Annotated in this window: 15 protein-coding genes; 11 read left to right on the forward strand and 4 right to left on the reverse strand. The window is 45.1% G+C overall.

What is annotated here, in order from left to right; translation table 11 throughout:
- The first annotated feature begins 131 nt into the window (after positions 1 to 131).
- Both H6F56_RS18440 and H6F56_RS26470 read left to right on the forward strand, forming a co-directional pair.
- Positions 132 to 1,097: a ribonuclease Z gene (locus H6F56_RS18440; protein ID WP_190671040.1), complete on the forward strand. Its 966-nt coding sequence runs from the start codon at positions 132 to 134 to the stop codon at positions 1,095 to 1,097.
- A gap of 194 nt (positions 1,098 to 1,291) precedes the next feature.
- Positions 1,292 to 2,317, forward strand: coding sequence for a hypothetical protein (locus H6F56_RS26470; RefSeq protein WP_242032072.1), 1,026 nt, complete (start codon positions 1,292 to 1,294; stop codon positions 2,315 to 2,317).
- A gap of 57 nt (positions 2,318 to 2,374) precedes the next feature.
- Here H6F56_RS26470 and H6F56_RS18450 read toward each other — a convergent pair whose 3' ends face one another.
- Positions 2,375 to 3,196 (reverse strand): SH3 domain-containing protein, encoded by an 822-nt coding sequence (locus H6F56_RS18450; RefSeq protein ID WP_190671042.1) that lies wholly within the window; start codon positions 3,194 to 3,196, stop codon positions 2,375 to 2,377.
- Positions 3,197 to 4,174: 978 nt separating this feature from the next.
- Between H6F56_RS18450 and H6F56_RS18455 the strand changes: the two genes are divergently transcribed.
- From H6F56_RS18455 to H6F56_RS18475, 5 genes are all read left to right on the forward strand, one after another.
- Entirely contained in the window at positions 4,175 to 6,832 is a 2,658-nt protein-coding gene (locus H6F56_RS18455; RefSeq protein WP_190671043.1) for a PAS domain-containing sensor histidine kinase, read from the forward strand.
- A 467-nt stretch (positions 6,833 to 7,299) separates the two neighbouring features.
- Positions 7,300 to 7,998, forward strand: coding sequence for a response regulator (locus H6F56_RS18460; protein WP_190671045.1), 699 nt, complete (start codon positions 7,300 to 7,302; stop codon positions 7,996 to 7,998).
- A gap of 14 nt (positions 7,999 to 8,012) precedes the next feature.
- Complete coding sequence (locus H6F56_RS18465) at positions 8,013 to 9,977, forward strand: response regulator (protein WP_190671048.1); 1,965 nt, start codon at positions 8,013 to 8,015, stop codon at positions 9,975 to 9,977.
- Between the two features lie 169 nt (positions 9,978 to 10,146).
- Positions 10,147 to 11,733 (forward strand): response regulator, encoded by a 1,587-nt coding sequence (locus H6F56_RS18470; protein WP_190671050.1) that lies wholly within the window; start codon positions 10,147 to 10,149, stop codon positions 11,731 to 11,733.
- 43 nt (positions 11,734 to 11,776) lie between these two features.
- Complete coding sequence (locus H6F56_RS18475) at positions 11,777 to 12,523, forward strand: DUF561 domain-containing protein (RefSeq protein WP_190671052.1); 747 nt, start codon at positions 11,777 to 11,779, stop codon at positions 12,521 to 12,523.
- A gap of 177 nt (positions 12,524 to 12,700) precedes the next feature.
- Here the strand turns inward: H6F56_RS18475 and H6F56_RS18480 are convergent, their stop codons facing one another.
- Positions 12,701 to 13,027: an MGMT family protein gene (locus H6F56_RS18480; RefSeq protein ID WP_190671054.1), complete on the reverse strand. Its 327-nt coding sequence runs from the start codon at positions 13,025 to 13,027 to the stop codon at positions 12,701 to 12,703.
- Positions 13,028 to 13,045: 18 nt separating this feature from the next.
- The gene (locus H6F56_RS18485; RefSeq protein ID WP_199313032.1) at positions 13,046 to 13,549 is read right to left on the reverse strand and encodes a DUF4174 domain-containing protein; all 504 of its coding nucleotides are present in this window, start codon (positions 13,547 to 13,549) and stop codon (positions 13,046 to 13,048) included.
- Between the two features lie 229 nt (positions 13,550 to 13,778).
- On the opposite strand from H6F56_RS18485, the gene H6F56_RS18490 reads away from it, so the two are divergent.
- The 3 genes from H6F56_RS18490 (at position 13,779) to H6F56_RS18500 (ending at position 15,281) form a co-directional block, all read left to right on the forward strand.
- The gene (locus tag H6F56_RS18490) at positions 13,779 to 14,357 is read left to right on the forward strand and encodes a Uma2 family endonuclease (protein WP_190671057.1); all 579 of its coding nucleotides are present in this window, start codon (positions 13,779 to 13,781) and stop codon (positions 14,355 to 14,357) included.
- Between the two features lie 166 nt (positions 14,358 to 14,523).
- Positions 14,524 to 14,832, forward strand: coding sequence for an Arc family DNA-binding protein (locus H6F56_RS18495; RefSeq protein WP_190671059.1), 309 nt, complete (start codon positions 14,524 to 14,526; stop codon positions 14,830 to 14,832).
- Positions 14,829 to 15,281 carry a type II toxin-antitoxin system VapC family toxin gene (locus H6F56_RS18500; protein WP_190671061.1) on the forward strand — a complete coding sequence of 151 codons (453 nt, stop codon included), beginning with the start codon at positions 14,829 to 14,831 and terminating at the stop codon, positions 15,279 to 15,281. Before H6F56_RS18495 ends, H6F56_RS18500 begins: the two co-directional genes overlap by 4 nt.
- Before the next feature lie 137 nt (positions 15,282 to 15,418).
- On the opposite strand, the gene H6F56_RS18505 is transcribed toward H6F56_RS18500, so the two are convergent.
- Positions 15,419 to 17,134 carry an NAD(P)H-quinone oxidoreductase subunit 4 gene (locus H6F56_RS18505; protein ID WP_190671062.1) on the reverse strand — a complete coding sequence of 572 codons (1,716 nt, stop codon included), beginning with the start codon at positions 17,132 to 17,134 and terminating at the stop codon, positions 15,419 to 15,421.
- A gap of 299 nt (positions 17,135 to 17,433) precedes the next feature.
- Here H6F56_RS18505 and H6F56_RS18510 point away from each other — a divergent pair, with 299 nt between their 5' ends.
- Positions 17,434 to 20,154: a CHAT domain-containing protein gene (locus tag H6F56_RS18510; RefSeq protein WP_190671064.1), complete on the forward strand. Its 2,721-nt coding sequence runs from the start codon at positions 17,434 to 17,436 to the stop codon at positions 20,152 to 20,154.

Raw genomic sequence — 20,154 nt, forward strand, 5'->3', positions numbered from 1 at the left:
TGGCAGCAGTGTTAAAATTTGTTAGGTAAATAGATGTACCAAATTTTTGGTCATCAACTCCACACATAAGCAACTTAGGGTTTACCCATAAACTCAAAGAATGCTCAACTTAAACTGGGTTGGCTGAGTTAGTGCAAATAACATTTTTAGGAACGAGTTCCGGTGTCCCGACACGCTCTCGCAACGTTTCGAGCGTCGCCTTGCGTTTGCCCCAACGGGCTGAAGTTTGGCTATTTGACTGCGGGGAAGGCACCCAGCACCAAATTCTTCGCAGTGATATCAAAATCAGCCAACTAACCCGCATTTTTATCACCCATATGCACGGTGACCACATTTTCGGTTTGATGGGACTACTGGCTAGTGTAGGACTTGCCGGTAATCCCAACCGAATTGATATTTATGGGCCAACCGGCTTAGAAGATTATCTCAGAGCTTGCCAGCGTTATTCTCATACTCATTTTTCTTACCCGATTAAAGTCCACAAGTCTCAGCCGGGATTACTCTATGAAGATGAAGAGTACACGGTGAGCTGCGGGCGCTTGGAACACCGTGTCACTGCCTATGGCTACCGGGTGACAGAAAAAGACCGGCCCGGGCATTTTAATGTCGAACAAGCTAAGGCGCTGGGTATTCCCTCTGGCCCTATTTACGGCCAACTGAAACGCGGAGAAACTGTGACGCTGCCGGATGGGCGAAAAATTAATGGCGCTGAACTTTGTGGGCCGGAACAAGTGGGTCGCAAAATTGCCTACTGTACTGACACGGTTTATTGTGAGGGGGCCGTCGAACTGGCACGGGATGCAGACGTTTTAATTCACGAAGCCACGTTTTCTCATCAAGATGCTCAGATGGCGATTGATCGCTTGCACTCAACTTCCACAATGGCGGCGCAAGTAGCTTTGGGGGCGCAGGCTAAGCAATTGCTGATGACTCATTTCAGCCCTCGTTACGCCCCTGGCAATAATATTGTGCTGGACGATTTGCTGCAAGAAGCCCGCGCTATTTTTCCGAATACGGCAATGGCTTCTGATTTCTTCACCTATGAGGTGCCGCGCCGGCAGTCTCTAGAATTGGCGGCAACCAAAAACTCCTTGTAATAATCATTGCCTCGGATTATCACCCGATGTGTTTGCCGGCACATTCATTTGACATTGTCAGTGTTTAATTGATTCGCCCTTCTGAAATAAAACTTAACAAATCTGCCTTCAGGGAGATCCAACAACCCGACTCTGTAGCTTATTAGGTAGAGATGCTTAAAAAAATACGTTCAGAGCGAGTCAGAGGAAACACCATGCGATTACTGCTCGGCGGACTGATTGTAAGCTTGGGATTGTGGGCAATGCCGGCACAAGCCCAAGTCTCAGATGCTCAAGTCGGGGCACTCGTAGAAGCCTTGCGGCAGGCAGCGCCCGATACTGGCACCGCAAATGATGGACTTTACAGCGCTTGGCAAATCAAGCCAGAGAATATCCCCCGGTGGTCGAGACTTTGCATCGGCAGGGAACTCACACCGACACAGTTTGAAACGAGTCCGGTGACAGCGCGCGGCATTTTGGTCTGTGTCATGCGAGATGTATTAAAAGACGAGTACCAAGCCGGCGGCCAAAATGAGTCAACTGCAGTGCTTCGCGCCGCCTCGTGGTGGATGACCGGCGACCCGACCCAGTACAGCAGCGCCACAATTTCCCCATACACCCAAAGAGTTCTGCAATTCTACCAGCAGCAACGCGCTCAAACACCGGCTAATTCAAATCCCACAGCGCCGGCTAACGCAAATCCCACAGCAGCGCCGGCAAACGCGAACCCAACAGCAGCGCCAGCAAACGCAAATCCTACAGCACCGGCCAATTCAAATCCCACAGCGCCGGCTAACACGAACCCAACAAGGCCGGCTAATTCAAATCCCACAGCGCCAGCAAACTCAAATCCCACAGCACCAGCTAACGCAAATCCCAACGCGAACCCAACAAGGCCGGCTAATTCAAATCCCACAGCGCCAGCAAACTCAAATCCTACAGCGCCGGCTAACGCAAATCCTAACGCGAACCCAACAAGGCCGGCTAATTCAAATCCCACAGCGCCAGCCAATTCAAATCCCACAGCGCCAGCTAACGCGAACCCAACAGCGCCGGCTAATTCAAATCCCACAGCGCCAGCTAACGCAAATCCCAACGCGAACCCAACAGGGCCGACCAATTCAAATCCCACAGCGCCGGCCAATTCAAATCCTACAGCGCCAGCTAACGCAAATCCCACAGCGCCAGCTAACGCAAATCCCAGCGCAAATCCCACAGGGCCGGCTAACCAACTACGCTAAAACATTGGAGGTGATCACACCGGCGATCGCCTCTCAAGCTAGTTATCTAGAACTGCCTTAATTACCATTACCGGGCAGGAAGTAACGCAACCGCCATTGACCTTGGGAACGCACAAAGCTCACCCGGTAATCATTTTCCTCATCATAGACGTACTGGTTCAAAATCCAGCCCTGCTGACCGTTCCGCAGCCTCACCGGCGTCCAACCGCTGAGTGGATCAGCTTGCATTCTTTCCGCCGTACATACCGGCAAACTGTTATAACCCTGAGAGTCAAACGCAACATAATCGTTAGACACAGAACCGATAATTCGGCCCCCCATTCCCGGCTCAGCTCGGACGTTAACATTTTGCCCGATAATCGCCAAGTGGCCGATATTAGGCCGATCAGGTCGGATCGACTGCTTCACCGGCTTGATATCTGGGCACACCCACACACTCGATCTCGGTTCGTTTTCAGGAATCTGCGCTTGGGAGTCAATGCCACATCCTTGATTCACCGCCTTGGTCATGTAACTCCAGAATTTAGACTGGTTGTTGTTAATGTTGTAGCTGTCCAGATTAAGCGTACCCCCGTAACTCCATTGAGTTTGGGGCATGACAAGTGCCTGAACAAATTCTGTATCTGTCCTCTGAATGGCATCTCCTAGGCGCTGGCGGAACTGGGAGAATTCACTTGCTTGAGACCTATTCTCTGACGAATTCTCCACAACTGCTATAAACGGTTCAGGGATTGGCTCTTCTGCCTTCGATACGGGTTTCAGGGTTTGAGCCTTCGGCGTTAGTTCTGTCGTGGTGCGGTAGGCAACACTTGCCATCGTGCTTGCAGCCATCGTTACCGCAGCAACCAGTGCGATCATCAAAATATGGTAGCGTTTCATCTTAGTTTTTTATGGAAGTAAATTGGGAGAAGTGCAGCCATCTTGTCCCATGCCATTGACTCTGGAATTCCTGAACGGTTGGAGCCGGCTGCTCCCCTATTCCTTAATAAAGGTATGCAATTTATCTAAGAAACGACTTCACCCACATTTCTCACCCAATCGGGTGATTTTTAAATTCTTAAAATGTGCAGTATTTGCTAAAAATGTTTTTATGACGTCAGATCTACTATCTAAAGAAACAAAAGTTCTTGCGATTTTCAAAACTTTTATTAACCGATTAGCTATGAATACTCTAATTTTCGCGCCAAGGTATTCGTATTTACACGGTAAAAGGATTTGAAGGTAATTTTTATAGCAGTGTTTGCTCGGTTTACTGCCGGCTAAAATTTGCAACCGACGCTAAACCGATTTAGGTGAGTGATCTTATTTTCTTTAAAAAGATTAAGATATTTTAATTTTTTAGAAAATTAACCCTGATTTCAATATTAATCTTTATTTTAGAATTAGATTAGTTTAAAATATAATGTCATTCTGTATCCAGAATGCAAAGTTCACTTCCTATATTCTTAGAAACTAGCAAAGTGGGTAAAGTACAGAAGCATCGGCTCTGAGTAAAGAGGTAGATACTTTAAACTGTCTCCTCAGGAGAAAAACGTGGTTGCCAACAACTTTTTTTTCAAGCCGGCCCTAAGTTCAGTGAACTTCTCATCCGCCCTTGAAACTACGTTTAAACGATCAAAACCTTTTTTCAATCTTTAAAAATCAGGCTTAGCAACAACTGACAGAATCCCAAGGCATAGTGGGTAGGAGCTGACACAGGCTCTCTATCTAATCATCTATAATAAAAGTTACACGAGCCGAATATAACATAACTTAGAGAAAAAAAGGCATCTCAAGTTTTCTCAAGTAAAGATGCACAAAAATAGTGATAACTCCTTAAAGCAAGCGAATTCAAATATCAATTGGCCAAGTCTTCAAATGACAAACAATGACGAATTATTAAAATTACATCAGCGGATAGCCGAGTTAGAGCAGACATTACTTGATCGCCGGCAGGTGGAGGACGCGCTGCATCAACGTGTGGAAACCTACGAACAGATTCTGGACGCTTTGCCTAATTTGGTAACGTGCAAAGACGCGGAATCTCGCCTGCTCTATGCCAACAAAGCATTTGGCGATTTTTATGGATTGACATGGGAACAACTTCGCAGTGCTGATTTAACAGCCGATCTCTTCAATAATAGTGACTTTACCCAAGAGTCGATTGTGGATGACACTTATATACTGGAAACCGGGCAAATAATTCACATCCCGGAAGACGCTGTCACCCGTTCCGATGGGCAAGTCCATTTGTTTAATACGATTAAAGTTCCTATTTTTAATGATGAAGGAAAAGTTGTCAGGATTGTTGACTCTTCTCACAAAATTTTAGCGACAAAACACCTAGAAACAGCGCTGGCAGAGATCAGTGCAGAGCCAGCAATTGGGGAGAATGAGCAGACAGCCCAATTAACCAATACAATCACTTATTTGAGTAGCCAGATTATTGAGCGCAAGCAGGCGGAAGAATCGCTTCAATCTCTGATCGCAGCAACTGCCTCAGTAACGAGCAAAGAATTTTATCCGGTATTTGCACAGTATCTCGCACAAGCGCTTGGGGTTCGCTACGTTATCGTGGCAGAAGCATCAGCCTGGGAGGGAGAGACGCCGGTTAGAGCCAAAGTTATTTCATTTTGGGCGACTGATCAGCTAGGGGAGAACTTTGAGTATGACTTAGTAAATACTCCTTGCGAAAGCATCTTTAGAAAAGAAACTCTGCAGGAAAAACAAGGAATTAGTTGCTACTCGCAAAATGTGCAATCATTCTTCCCTAAAGGTGAAGCATTGGCTGCTTTAGGCGGGGAGTCTTTCTTGGGAGTTGCCCTTATAGATTCAACCTCAGGTAAGTCAATTGGTCATATTTGCTTTATTGATGATAAACCCCTGATGCAAGAGGAACGGGCTAAAGCAATTATGGCTATTTTTGCCGCAAGGGTGACAGCAGAAATGGAGCGTCAACGGGCTGAGGAAGCTTTACAGCAATCACAAATGCAATTGCAACTCTCCCACCAAAAATTAGAAGATTATAACCGAACGTTAGAAGAAAAAGTGGAAGAGAGAACGCAACAGTTGCAGGAGCAAAATGCGCTTTTGCAACGACAGATTTGCGAACGGCAAAAAGCCGAAGAAGCTGCTCAATCTGCCAACCAGGCGAAAAGCCGCTTCCTTGCCAGCATGAGTCATGAACTGCGAACTCCTCTTAATGGCATCTTGGGTTACGCCCAAATTCTCAAACGAGATCAAACATTAAACGAGCAGCAAAAACATGGTTTAGGCATTATTCATCAGTGTGGTGAACACTTATTAACTCTGATTAACGATATCTTAGATATTTCTAAAATTGAAGCTCAGAAAATGGAACTTCATCCCAGTAATTTTCATTTTCTAGAATTTTTAGAAGGAATTGTAGAAATTTTTCGGGTTCGGGCTGAACAAAAAGGAATATCCTTGAGATACGAGCAACACGAATCACTGCCGGCAGGCGTCCAGGGAGATGAAAAACGGTTGCGGCAAATATTAATTAACTTACTCGGTAATGCCATAAAGTTTACTGATGCCGGTGAAGTTGCATTTCAAGTCAGCTATCAGGAAGACAAAATTCGCTTTCTGGTAAAAGACACCGGCATTGGGATGACACCTGAACAATTAGAAGAGATATTTTTGCCATTTCATCAAGTCGGACATTCTCATCGGCAAATAGAAGGAACCGGCTTGGGGCTGGCAATTACTCATCAATTAGTCCAAATGATGGGCGGCGAACTTAAAGTGAACAGTGTTTTAAATCAAGGCAGCGTATTTTACTTTGATTTAAACTTGCCAGAAGTTTCGGACTGGGTCTATTTCACCCAAGGAGATGAAGGAAAAATTATTGCGTATAAAGGCACTAAACAAAAAATTTTGGTAGCAGATGACCATGAAGAAATTAGAGCGCTTATGGTGAATATGCTCTCGCATTTGGGATTTGAAATATTGGAAGCTACCGATGGTCAAGAATGTTTAAACAAAGCGCTTGAAGTTAAGCCGGATCTGATTTTAATGGATTTGATGATGCCGGTGATGAGCGGTTTAGAAGCGACTCGTCGGTTACGAAATTTAACAGAACTCGCCGGCACGATCATCATTGCGACATCTGCCAGTGTTTTTGACTTCAACCGGCAAAAAAGTTTAGAGTCCGGTTGCAATGATTTTCTACCTAAGCCCATCCTCATTCAGGAGCTTTTAGAAAAATTACGGGTTCACTTGGCACTAGAATGGGTTTATGAAGAGAGAAGTGCTGCATCTGAGGTGAAATCCCCTTCGCCGACAATCGCGCCGGCAGAAGCTCTCATTGCTCCCTCAGCCGAAGAATTGGCTGTCCTGTTCGATCTTGCAATGATGGGCGATCTGAGAGGCATTATGGAGCGAGCCACTCAGTTAGAGGAAATGAATGAGGATTGGGTGCCATTTGCATCAAACTTGCGTCAATTAGCCAAAGGTTTTAAAGAGAAAAAGATTCTCTATCTGATCGAACAGTATATGAATCCGCAAAAAGTGTGAGAACTTCCATTTAGTTTATCCTCTTACGAGGGCTAGCTTAAAAATATTTAGGTTTATATCGGCTGAAGTTTACTGCGCGTCTGTGGACTTCTAGCAGCCGTTCTTAAAGAATTCGCATTGCCAGCCCCTCTCTACAGGATGAAAAGGCAGGAAGCTATCAAGGGCAAATCGCGAATGTTTAGTTTTATTTAGGTTTTGAGAATTTATATCTTCAGTGGGAATTCTAAAAAAACAACCGATTATGCAATGCTTTGGTTGCACTTGAGTTCTTTTATAAAAACAGTATCAGCACCGGCACTAACCGGGTGCATCGGGCAACAAAACACCCTTCTGTTTAAACCTTGAACTGATTAATGTAGCAAATCTTAACTGAAAATTTGGCTAACTTTAGCGTCCGCCAAGCAAAACTCGAAAATCAAAATTGTTCGCCATTGATAGGATTCTGTAGCCCCAGAGGAGGAAAGCTTGTGAGTGATGAAGTCAAGCCGGCAAAACCAAGAAACTGCCGGACAGAGGGCAAACAAATGGGGCTGGTTGCGGATTTGCCCCAAAGCTGGCATCGCACAGTTTTTCTCTTCCTCGCCTCCTGTGTGCCGGTGCTAATTTACTGGGGTTTAGGGCTAGTCGAGTTTTATCACACTTCTATCCGTTCACACCGACTGAGTGAGGTGTGTCAGTTTAAACCCGATATAATTTTTATAAACTTGGTGATGCGAGTAATCAACAGATTAACAGCTACCCAGCAGATGAGCTTGTTGGCGACATTCAACGGAGTTACCATTATTGCCCTTTCGGCTCGCGTTTTTGATTTCGAGCAGCAGCAGAGCCGGCACGCTGGTGATCACGGTTTTCTCTCCAAACCAGTGGTAAAAACCGATCTTTTAGAAACATTGCGTTCGCACTTAATGTTGGAATGGGTTTATCAAAAGCGAGAAAGCTCTAGCGTTTTTTCTTCTCTAGACTCAGGATTTGACAAGCAGCAATCAAGCGTCGCTTCGCCGGCACAGAAAGTTTCAGTGACGCTTGTACCCGCCTTCAGAGGCATTGTAGAGCGAGCTACCCGACGAGAGGCGAGGGATTATCAGCAAAGGCTGCCGGCTGTCACCCATCTTCGCCAACTCGTCAAAGGCTTTAAAGCGCAACAAATTTTAGAGTGTGTGACCTAATATTCGAGGCATCAATGAGTACAGACAGTTCCCGTAAAAATGTCATTTTAATTGTCGATGACACGCCGATAAATTTAGAGATGCTCTTTGATTTTTTAGTCAGTGCTGACTTTAAAGTTTTAGTTGCTTGTGATGGAGAAAGCGCAATTGAAAAAGCCCAATACGCTTTGCCAGATCTAATTTTGTTGGATGTCGTGATGCCGGACATCAATGGATTTGAAGCTTGCCGCCGGCTCAAAGCAGATGCCTCCACACGAGATATTCCCGTGATTTTTATGACCGCGCTTTCTGAGCCGGTGCAGAGAGTAGAAGGTTTAAGTTTGGGGGCAGTTGATTATATTACCAAACCGCTTCAACATGAAGAAGTTTTAGCGCGGATTAAGATTCATTTGAGCCTCCGTAATCTCTATAAAACCCTTCAAACGCAAAATCTGCGTCTAGAACAGGAAATTCAAGAACGCTTGCGCTCAGAAGAAAAAATTCGCGAACAAGCTGCCTTGCTGGATATCACAACCGATGCGATTATTGTGCGAGATTTAAATTACCAGATTCTCTATTGGAATCAAGGAGCGGAACGCCTTTATAAATGGAAAGCAGAAGAAGCGCTTGGCAAGAATGCCAAGGAACTTTTGTATCGAGCCGGTGTATCTCAGCCTCAAGATAACCTTAAAATCTTAGCTGACAAAGGAGAGTGGCAGGGTGAGTTGTATCAAGTCACAAAAGAGAGTAAGGATATCATTGTTTCGAGCCGCTGGACTTTAGTGCGCGATCCAGAGGGCAAGCCTAAATCTATTCTGACTGTTAATACTGATATTACAGAAAAAAAACAACTAGAAGCGCAGTTTCTCCGGGCGCAGCGGATGGAAAGTATCGGCACCCTGGCAAGCGGCATCGCTCACGATCTCAATAACGCCTTAACGCCTATTTTGGGCGCTGTTCAACTCCTAGCACACAAGATTCCGGACGAGCAAAGCCAACGGCTGCTAACAATTTTAGAGAAAAATACTAAGCGAAGTGCTGAATTTGTTAAACAAGTGCTGTCTTTTGCACGCGGGGTTGAAGGCGAACGCACCACGCTACAAGTGGGGTACTTGATTTTAGAAATTGAACAGATTGCTAAACAGACATTTTCCAGAGCAATTGAGATTTTTACAGATATTCCACTGTTGGATTTGTGGACGATATCGGGCGATGCCACTCAACTTCATCAGGTGTTACTGAACCTTTGCGTTAACGCTCGTGATGCCATGCCTAGAGGTGGAACTTTAGAAATTTCTGCCAGAAATATTTGGATTGATGAAAATTTTGCTCGCCTGAATATTGAGGCTAAAGTTGGGCCTTATATTGTGATGACTGTGTCTGATACGGGAATGGGAATTCCTAAAGAAATTATTGATAGAATTTATGAGCCATTTTTTACAACAAAAAAAATTGGAAAAGGCACTGGCTTAGGTCTTTCAACCGTAATAGGAATTGTTAAAAGTCACGGCGGTTTTATCAACCTGGTTAGTGAGTTAGGGATTGGCACAGAGTTCAAGGTGTACTTACCGGCAACCGATGTAGCAGCAACGGAATCTACACAAGATAATCCCCATGAAATTCCCTCTGGGCACGGAGAATTAATTCTTGTCGTTGATGATGAAGATTCAATTCGCGATATTACTAAAATTGCCCTGGAAGCCTATGGTTACAAAGTAATTTTGGCAAGTGATGGTGTTGAAGCGGTAGCGCTGTATGCCCAACACCAGGAAGAAATTAGTGTGGTATTAGTCGATATTATGATGCCGGTGATGGATGGAACCACTACGATCCGCACGTTGCAAAAAATGAACCCCCAGGTCAAAATTATTGCGGTTAGCGGGCTGATGTCAAGCACTAAGAAAATTGAAGTCAGCGGCAAAAGCGTCAAAAGTATTTTGCCAAAGCCTTATAGCTCTGAGGAATTGCTATTAAAATTACACAGTGTTATCAATAGTTAAAAATGTAAAAATATTTATAGATTTCCTAATTGGGGAGAGGAGGATCGTAGAATGAAAGAAATGTGAACAAGAAATTACGAAGCAAAAATGACTTTGCAACTGACCCGATTGAGCCAAAAGCTTAGAGTTGAACAGAATTTTTATTTTTTCAATAAACGTGGTGTCATAAATGAAGACTGAAAATGCCAAAAAAAGCGTTATCTTACTCGTGGATGACACGCCCACAAATTTAGGGGTATTGTTCGATTTTTTAGCAGATTCTGGCTTTAAAGTCTTAGTTGCTTGTGATGGAGAAAGCGCGATAGAGAAAGCAGAGTACGCATTGCCAGACCTGATTTTGCTGGATGTCGTGATGCCGGGGATAGATGGATTTGAAACTTGCCGCCGGCTCAAAACGAATGAGGCAACGAAAGATATTCCAATTATTTTTATGACGGCGCTTTCTGACACAACGGATAAGGTCAGAGGTTTGAATCTTGGCGCGGTAGATTACATTACCAAGCCGTTTCAGCAAGAAGAGGTTTTAGCGCGCGTGACGGTTCAGATGAGCCTGTGCAACTTAGCGAAAAAACTTCAGGCTCAAAATGAGTCTTTGCAGCACGAAATAAAAGAGCGAGCGGCTGCAGAACGAGCACTTTTAAATCTCACATTGGAATTAGAACAACGGGTAGAGCAAAGGACATCTGCGCTTTCTGAAGCGAATCGGCTGCTAACCCAATTTAATGAGCGCTTGCAACAGGAAATTCAAGAGCGTCTCAGTGCAGAGGCGGCTTTGCTGCAATCAGAAGCGCAATTGCGAACCCAGGCACATGATATAGAAACAGCTTTAGTTGAACTTCAACAGGCGCAATCCCAACTGATTCAAAGCGAAAAAATGTCAAGTTTGGGGCAGTTGGTTGCTGGCGTTGCTCATGAAATTAATAACCCCGTTAGCTTCATTTTCGGGAATCTCGATCACGCGAATCTCTATAGCTCTAGCCTGCTTGAGCTTTTGCATCTTTACCAAGCGCACTATCCAGAACCGGCTCTTGAAATTCAAGATAAAATATCAGAAATTGACCTAGATTTTTTAATTGAAGATCTGCCAAAGCTGCTGGCTTCCATGAAAATAGGGGCAGAACGCATCCGCGAGATTGTTTTGTCTCTACGGAAGTTTTCCAGGCTGGATGAATCGGATATGAAGCCGGTTGATATTCATGAAGGACTTGAAAATACCCTGCTAATTTTGCAAAATCGCATTCGAGATAAGGTGGGGCATTCAGGTCTTTTAATTGTTAAAGATTATGGGAATTTGCCGCAAGTTGAGTGTTACGCCGGCCAGTTGAACCAAGTATTTATGAATATCTTGAGTAACGCTCTTGATGCGCTAGATGAGTATGATCGCAAGCGCCCAGTAGAAGAGATTATACATAATCTCAGTACCATTCGGATTCATACGGCAGTTATCAACCCAGATCGAGTGACGATTCAGATTTCTGATAATGGGCCTGGGATGACTGAAGACGTGTGCCGCAGGTTGTTTGATCCTTTCTTTACGACGAAACCTGTCGGTTCTGGTACAGGTTTGGGGCTATCAATTAGCTATCAAATTGTCGTCAAAAAACACGGGGGCACCTTAAAGTGCGTTTCCAAACCGGGTGAGGGATCGCTGTTCTCGATTGAGATCCCCATTCATCAGCAAGCAGTGCGAACCGTACTCAGCCAAAGCAAAACCACCCAAAATCAACAACCTCTGGTTTCTAGCCCCAGAGAGTGACAAAATAATAGGTCTAACGATTGCTTGAGCTGGAAAAAGAGCTATGACCATCCATTCCCTACAACGTGCGTTCGACCAAGGCAGGGCGCTTAAAATTATCAGTGGTTTAACCAATTTTGACGCCGAGCGCGTGGCTGCCACGGTTCGGGCTGCAGAGTTGGGCGGCGCGACGTTTGTGGATATTGCCGCCGATGCAAATTTGGTGCGGTTGGCGCGTCAGTTGACAAGTTTGCCGATTTGCGTGTCCGCAGTGGAACCGGCAAAATTTGTGCCGGCAGTAGAAGCCGGTGCCGATTTGATTGAAATTGGCAACTTTGATGCGTTCTACGCCCAAGGACGCCGGTTTGAGGCAGCAGAAGTGTTGCAACTCACTCAGGAAACCCGTTCCTTGCTGCCTCACATTACCCTGTCTGTAACCGTGCCCCATATTCTGGCGCTAGACGAGCAAGTAAAACTGGCAGAAGAACTCGTCAAAGCCGGCGCTGATATTATCCAAACAGAAGGCGGCACCAGCAGCGCCCCCACCCACGCCGGCACCTTGGGATTGATTGAAAAAGCCGGCCCCACATTGGCAGCCGCTTATGAGATTTCTCGGGTTGTCTCCGTGCCGGTGTTATGCGCCTCCGGCATTTCCAACGTCACAGCACCCTTAGCCGTTGCTGCCGGTGCTGCCGGTGTTGGCGTTGGTTCTGCAATCAATCGCCTTGACAGCGAAGTTGCCATGATTGCAGCAGTTCGCAGCTTAGTTGAAGCATTGGCAACCGTGAGCCGGTCGTCGATCTACGCTTAATCTAACTTCTGAAGTTGTAGAGGCAAACTCAACTTTGTCTCTACAACTTTTCATTTGTTATTTATTTAAAATTAGTCATCACATCTTTCATTTATCTGTGTTTATCTGTGTTTACCAGTGGTTAAAAAAATCTTCCCTCTTCATCTATAAAACACACCTTACACACAGTTGAAATTATCACACCGGCAGCACTTCAGGACGCCACAAATACTCCCGCAAATTAACTTTTCCTTCAGCGCTAAACTTTATTCCTTCTTCTTCCAACAGCGTTTGCTGTAAGCAGTCCGTGCCATATCGCAAAGGCGACTGAGATATCTCTCCCTTAGCATTAATCACCCGATGCCAGGGAATATCTGACGAACGCATATCAACCCGATAAAGCGCATATCCCACCAAACGCGCTTTTCCGTAAAGTTCTGCCAAATCTGCCACTTGTCCGTAAGTTGCTACCCGACCATGCGGGATTTTGCGGACAATGTCATAAATATTATCGTAAGTAGACATTGGCTTTTCCTTTCCTACTTATCGCTGTGAATCTCGCATTTCCTGCCGGCGCATTGGCATCTCATCAATTTGATTAAAAATCACCTCTGGCGCAACCGGCTTCTGATCGCGACGCTTTGCAGTGCCATCTTTACCAATCAGGATAACCCGGAATTCTTCAGGAGCAACGTTAAATTCAGAACGCAAATTAGCAGCATCCGCTTCATTTAGTGTTTGCGTTTCTGCCTGACTAGTGTATTGTGCTAATAGTTCAATGGCGATTAAATCTCGCTCTTGGAAATCGGCAACTGTTTTTTGAATAAGTTGCATCTGCCGTTGGTAGTCGGGATTGTCTTTTGAAGGTGCAAAGATTAGCAAAAGCCGGTTTTTCCACTGGTATGTATTGAGATTGAATGCCATGTTGCTATTTTTTGCAGTTGCCACTAAATTTGTTGCCGGCGGCATTGAGATGGAGGTTTGCGGCATTAATGTGCCGGCTGCCGGTATCAGCATTAGTCCCAGAATTAACCAACGAGTCAGCATAATCAGCTATTTAGACTTTAACAATTCGCTTCAGCTTCTAGCCTAACGCACTTTTTTTATGATGATAATCATTAACTGAACTGGGAATGCCCAGAAGTCTTATTCTTTCGTGCCGGGTTCCTTTCTCCTGGGAAATAGTTATTTGAGCAAAGAACGATTACAATTGCAATATTCGCCTAAACGTGCATGAATTTGACCCAAAAAATATTTTAATAGGACAGACTTAATCATGAGTGCTTTAACTCTACAATTACCGCCGGTTCTTAAACTGACTGACGAGCAGTTTGAACAACTTGCTGCGGCTAACCAAGACTTGCAACTAGAACTCACAGCTAAAGGAGAACTGATTATCATGCCCCCCACAGGAGGAGAAACCGGCAACCGGAATCTGGATATAGAAGGACAGCTTTGGCTTTGGAACCGGCAAACAAAGCTAGGAAAAGCGTTTAATTCTTCGACTGGATTTAAACTTCCGAATGGTGCAACTCGTTCTCCTGATGCTTCCTGGGTGATACAGGAACGATGGGACGTTCTAACTCAGCAGCAACGCAAGAAATTTCTGCCGTTGTGCCCTGACTTTGCAATTGAACTGGTTTCGGAAACGGATGATGTGGAAGAAACCCGGAAAAAAATGCAGGAGTATATTAGTAATGGGCTGCGTTTGGGGTGGTTGATTAATCCCAAAATTCGCCAAGTAGAAATTTATCGCCAAAATCGAGACGTTGAGGTTTTAGATTCTCCGGCTACGTTATCGGGTGAAGATATTTTGCCGGCATTTATTTTAGATTTACAAGCAATTTTTGAATAAATGGATAGTTGAGTGGGATGCACTACAGCAAGATTCTCAGAGGCAGACAAGTCAGGCTAAATTAAGCTAAAATTCAATTCCAAAAACAAGGACTGATGCACCGCTGATTGAACGGCAAAGCGCGCATATAATAACCATACATGAATACACTGCTAGGGGGTAAATTATGGCAATTCTCACCATCGATAACCTACCAGATGATTTATTGGAGCAAATTCAGAAACTTGCGAACCAAAACCATCAACCTATTAACGAACAAGTCATCAACTTATTAAAACAAGCCCTACAAAAGCCCCAACCTCCTCTCAAATTCCTCATCTCCCCTGAAACAGATCCCACTTGGGAAGAACGCCGTAAAGCTACCCCGCAACTACTCGCTGAAATTGAGCAGCGGCTAGAACAGCGTCGTGTTGACAATGCTAATGTTGAATGGCCAGATAGCACGGCTTTACTTAGAGAGGATCGGGATAGATGACAACTCCTTTACGATGCGTCGTTGATGCGAGTGTGGGAATTAAGCAATTTGTTCCCGATCCCTTATCCTCAAAAGTTAAGCAACTGTTCGCCCACCTCGCCATTCCTGGGACAGAATTCTTTATCCCAGACCTGTTTTATATCGAAACAGCTAACATCCTTTGGAAATATGTTCGTGCAAGACTTTACGCTGCTGCGGATGTTCCGGCAGACTTAACCACCCTAAAAGGTATGTCTTTGCGCGTCATTTCCACGGCTGAGTTAATGGAAGAAGCGGTTAATATTGCCATAAATTACGGAATTTCTGCCTACGATGCCTCTTATGTTGCTCTTTCCCAGCGAGTCACGGCACCAGTGTTAACTTTAGATCAGAAGCTAGTGAATTCCTTAGCAATTGCACCTTATGATGTGCGGTTGTTTACTGACTTCTCTATTCCACCCTTGCCCTAATTTATGCCTCAGCAATGCCAAAGATAAAGGCAATTTTTGCCGCCGGCACCCATAACCGAAAAATAAATTGGGTAGCTGATAACCTGTGAGGCAAAATGCCACGATCATCAGCTACCCAAAGATTAGTCAAGCCGACATTATCTGGAAGTACCCTCGGCAATTTTCACAACCGGCACAACGTCCGACTGTGCAACCTTAGGAATTAAAAATCTCTTCGCATAAATCTGGGGATTTGCTTCTGCGATTTGGATATAAGATTGGCGAACCTGAGTGTTTACTGCAACTGTTTTGACATCGTACATTTGCATTCCCATATTTGGGTAGATGCCAAGGCCGATAATTAATACGAGAAAACAAGCTGCAATAAATACTTCACGAGGTCTGGCATCGGTAAATTCTGAATCGATAGGCAAGCTACAATTTGTACCAAAGCAAACCGGCGCTTGATTTCCTTGATTCTTCAAATCTACATCTGTTAGATCGCAGTTTGGTGCAATGTCGCAGGTGGGTATTTCACCAGAATTGTAAAAGACTTGTCGCAGCATCGAAAGCAGATAAACCGGCGTAAGAATGACTCCCACTGCCGCGAGTAAAACCGTTACGGTGCGGAAGGTTGAGCTGTAGATGTCGCTGGTTGTGATGCCAACGAAAACGGAGAGTTCACCGACAAAGCCACTCATTCCGGGTAATGCCAAGGATGCCATTACACCCATTGTAAATAGGGCAAAAACTGTGGGCATAGCTTGAGCAATTCCGCCCATTTCTTTCATTGCCATTGTGTGCGTGCGATCGTAAGTCACGCCGGCTAAAAAGAAGAGTAAGGAAGCAATCAAACCGTGGGAAATCATTTGCAGCATTGCGCCGTTGATTCCCAAGTCGGTAAAGGAGGCAATTCCCAACAGGACAAATCCCATGTGAGAAACCGACGAATAGGCGAGGCGACGCTTCATATTCGTCTGGGCAAACGAGTTTAGCGCACCGTAGACAATATTGATCACGCCTAGAATCGCTAAGATTGGCGCAAAGTAAACGTGTGCGTCAGAAAGCAGTCCTAAGTTGAGGCGAATTAAGCCATATCCGCCCATCTTCAGCAGGACGCCGGCTAATACCATTGAGACGGGAGAGGATGCTTCGCCGTGTGCATCCGGTAGCCAGGTGTGCAGGGGGAAAACAGCCAGCTTGACACCAAAGGCAATCAGCAAGCCGGCATAAAGCAGCAATTCTAAACCTAGTGGGTAATCCTTCAAGCCGAGTTCCACCATATCGAAGGTGAAATGATCGCCGGTGAATGCCATTCCCAAGCCGGCAACCAAAATAAAAATAGAAGCAGCAGCCGTATAAATTAAGAATTTCATCGCAGCGTACTGACGCTTTTGCCCTCCCCAAATCGAGACGAGGAGGTAGACGGGAATCAGTTCGACTTCCCACATAATGAATAGCAGCATTACGTCTTGCGCGACGAATACCCCGATCTGTGCCGAGTACAGCACCAGCATCAGGAAATAGAACAGGCGGGGTTTAAGATCGACTTGCCACGCTGCAAAAATCGAGAGTGTCGTGACTAATCCTGCCAGAAGCACTAGCGGGGCAGAAACGCCATCGACGGAAACTGACCAGTTTATGCCTAACTGAGGCACCCAGGCATATTGCTCGACGAGTTGAAATGCAGCGCTGCTGGGATTGTAATGATTCCAGAATACAAAGCACATTAAGGCAAAATCTGCAACAGCTACGCCCAGTGCATACCACCGCACGCGCTTGCCATCTTTATCGGGGAGAAAGGGGATTAGCATTGCCGCAACGAGTGGCAGCAGGACTATTGCAGTCAGCCAGGGAAATCGATCCGCTATCATGTGAGTCGCAAAAAATTAAGAATTTCTCAATGTCCTTATCTTATGCAACTTTGTAACATTTATTTATAAATATTTCCCCTAGTTAAGTATAAGTGGATCTACAGAGATAGCCGCTAAGAGCGCTGACGCGCGGAAGGAGGCTAACGCAGACGAGAGCGCCGGCTACCCTCCTCTACCTTGTGGCCTCTGCCTTCTGCTAAGACATTTGCGGACTGGATTAAATCATTGTTGTAGTTGAAGGGAATTGGCATTTTCTGAACCTAGACTTAATACAAATGATAGAGTAAGCACTTCGCCCCATGAATGAGAGCCGATTACAAGCATGTCTAAATTTAATCCAACAACTGCAAAGTTGCCCCAGTGGGGAAAGAGAGCAGATATTAGCAGATAACGAACACCTAATCGATAAATGGTTCCTGCTAGCCTATGAATTCCAGGCGGAAATGATGGCGAAGGAAGGGCAGGAAAATGGGGCAAATTTTTTTAGAAATTTGGTAGCACAGATAAGGGAAAAGGTGCCAGATTCGCTTGAATTTCCCGAAATTTACCGATTCTTGATACAGATACTCCTGACTACTTCAGACAGCAACCACAACTCCGCCGAAGTGTATCCCCTGCTGGAAGCGAACCTGGAAAAGCTAAATCCCATCTTCGCTCAACTGTTGCGTGATTGGGCCACCCAAACGCCGACGGCAGTCGAATCAACACAGGCACACATTAACGCAGTAAATATTGTCAACTTCAGCATCCTGATTCAACAATTCCCATTAGGCAGCAAGTCAAGCAATTTAGAAATTGCGATTGCGGGATATAAAGTTGGGTTGAGCGTCTTTACCCGTTTAGACTACCCCAACGAATGGGCAATGACTCAAACTAATCTGGGAACTGCCTACAGCGACCCAATTCTCGCCGCCGACAAACCCCAAAACATTAAATCCGCTATTGCCTGTCATAAAAAAGCTTTGCAAGTTTATAAAAGACAAGCATTCTCCCAACAATGGGCAATGACTCAAAATAATCTGGGAACTGCTTACTATTCCCCATTTCTCGGCGGCGACAGATCTCAAAACCTCAAATCTGCCATTGGCTGTTTTAAAAAAGCTTTGCAAGTTTATAAAAAACAAGCCTTTCCCCAACAATGGGCAAAGACTCAACACAATTTGGGAACTGCCTATAGTGAGTTAATTTTCGGCCGCGACAAACCTCAAAACATCAAATCCGCCATTGCCTGTTTTAAAAAAGCTTTGCAAGTTTATAACGGGCAAGACTTCCCAGAAAATCATGCAGAAATTTTATTTAATTTAGGGTGTACTTATCAAGAAAACCGCAAGTTTGAGCAAGCTTACAATACCTTTGTTTCTGCTATTTATAGCGTAGAATTTCTGCGAAGTGAAATTTACTCTGGAGATGAACGTAAGAAAAAACTAGCGGAAGAATGGAATAAACTTTACCGGCGCATGGTGGAAGTTTGCCTGGAGTTGGGCAAGTACACCGAAGCTATTGAATATGTGGAACGCAGCAAAGCACGTAACCTCGTGGAACTCCTTGCTATCCGCGACTTGTATCCCAAAGGGCAAATTCCTGAAGACGTGCGAACTCAACTGCAACACTTGCGGCAAAAAATTGAAGTGGAAAATCGCCGTCTCGCTGCCGACTCTAACCCCAACAACAGCCACCTCAACTACTTAAGGGAAGAATACAATCGACTGTTTCCCTTTCAACCCATCGATTATCCCCACATTCAAGAACTGCTAGATAATCGCACGGCAATTATTGAGTGGTATCTTCTGGGGGATGCGTTTCTCACCTTCGTGATAGCACCTGATTCAGTTTCCTCTGAAAAAAAATCTATATCTCATTTAAGAGGGACAGCAGGATCACTCAAAGTTTTACAATTCTTCAAAACCGACTTCGATGCTTTAATCGCTTGGGGAAATAATTACCTCAACCACTATCTAAGAAATAAAGAAGAATGGAAATATAAATTAGCTGCCCGCCTTCAGGAACTCGCGCTGATTTTGCATCTTGATGAGATTCTGGCTTGTCTTGCTCCAACGATTGATCAATTAGTTTTGGTTCCTCATCTCTTCATGCACGTGTTCCCCCTTCATGCGTTGCAAGGCACAAGGCAAAAGTCAAAAGGCAAAAGTAAAGAAGTGGAGACAGTTACCGGCTGCCTGCTTGACTTATTCGCTGGTGGAGTGAAATACGCCCCCAGTTGCCAACTGCTACAACAAGCACAAAGCCGACAACGCTCCAACTTAGATCGCCTCTTTGCCATCCAAAACCCCACTGAGGATCTTTACTTCACCGACATTGAAGTAGAATCGATCCAGCTACACTTCAATGCCGGTGAAGTTTGGAAAAAAAAGGATGCTTGCAAAACCAAATTTGAGCAATTACAAAACGCTTACCTGCCACAAACTCACTGCGCCCACTTTTCCTGCCACGGCTACTTTAACTTTAAAAATCCCCTGCTTTCCGCTCTGCTGCTGGCTAACTGCTATATTCCTATGCCAGAAAAACCCGATCCCAAACGCCATTTACCACTACAGGAGGGCCGCGCAATCGATCTGGCTCAATGTCTCACCCTCGCAGATATAATTTCCCTCGATTTAAGTGCTTGCCGGCTGGTTTTCCTCTCTGCCTGCGAAACCGGCATTACAGACTTATACTCCACGAGTGACGAATATATTAGCCTCTTGAGCGGCTTTTTGATTGCCGGTTCCCCTAGCGTGGTAGGTTCTCTATGGAAAGTCAATGACTTATCCACCGCCCTTTTAACCATCCGGTTTTACCAAAATCTCAAAGCCGGTTTGTCTGTAACCCTTGCCCTGAATACTGCCCAAATCTGGCTGCGGGATGCGACCAAAGAGAAGTTGCAGGAGTGGACGAGTCAACTATCACTTAATTCCGCTCAAAGAATACAGATCAAAGCTTTTTTGTATAAGATTGAATCTAATACCAAGCCCTTTGAGTCGCCTTACTTCTGGGCGGCATTTTGTGCGATCGGGCAGTAG

The organism is Microcoleus sp. FACHB-672 (genome assembly GCF_014695725.1).
Taxonomy (GTDB): Bacteria; Cyanobacteriota; Cyanobacteriia; order Cyanobacteriales; family Oscillatoriaceae; genus FACHB-68.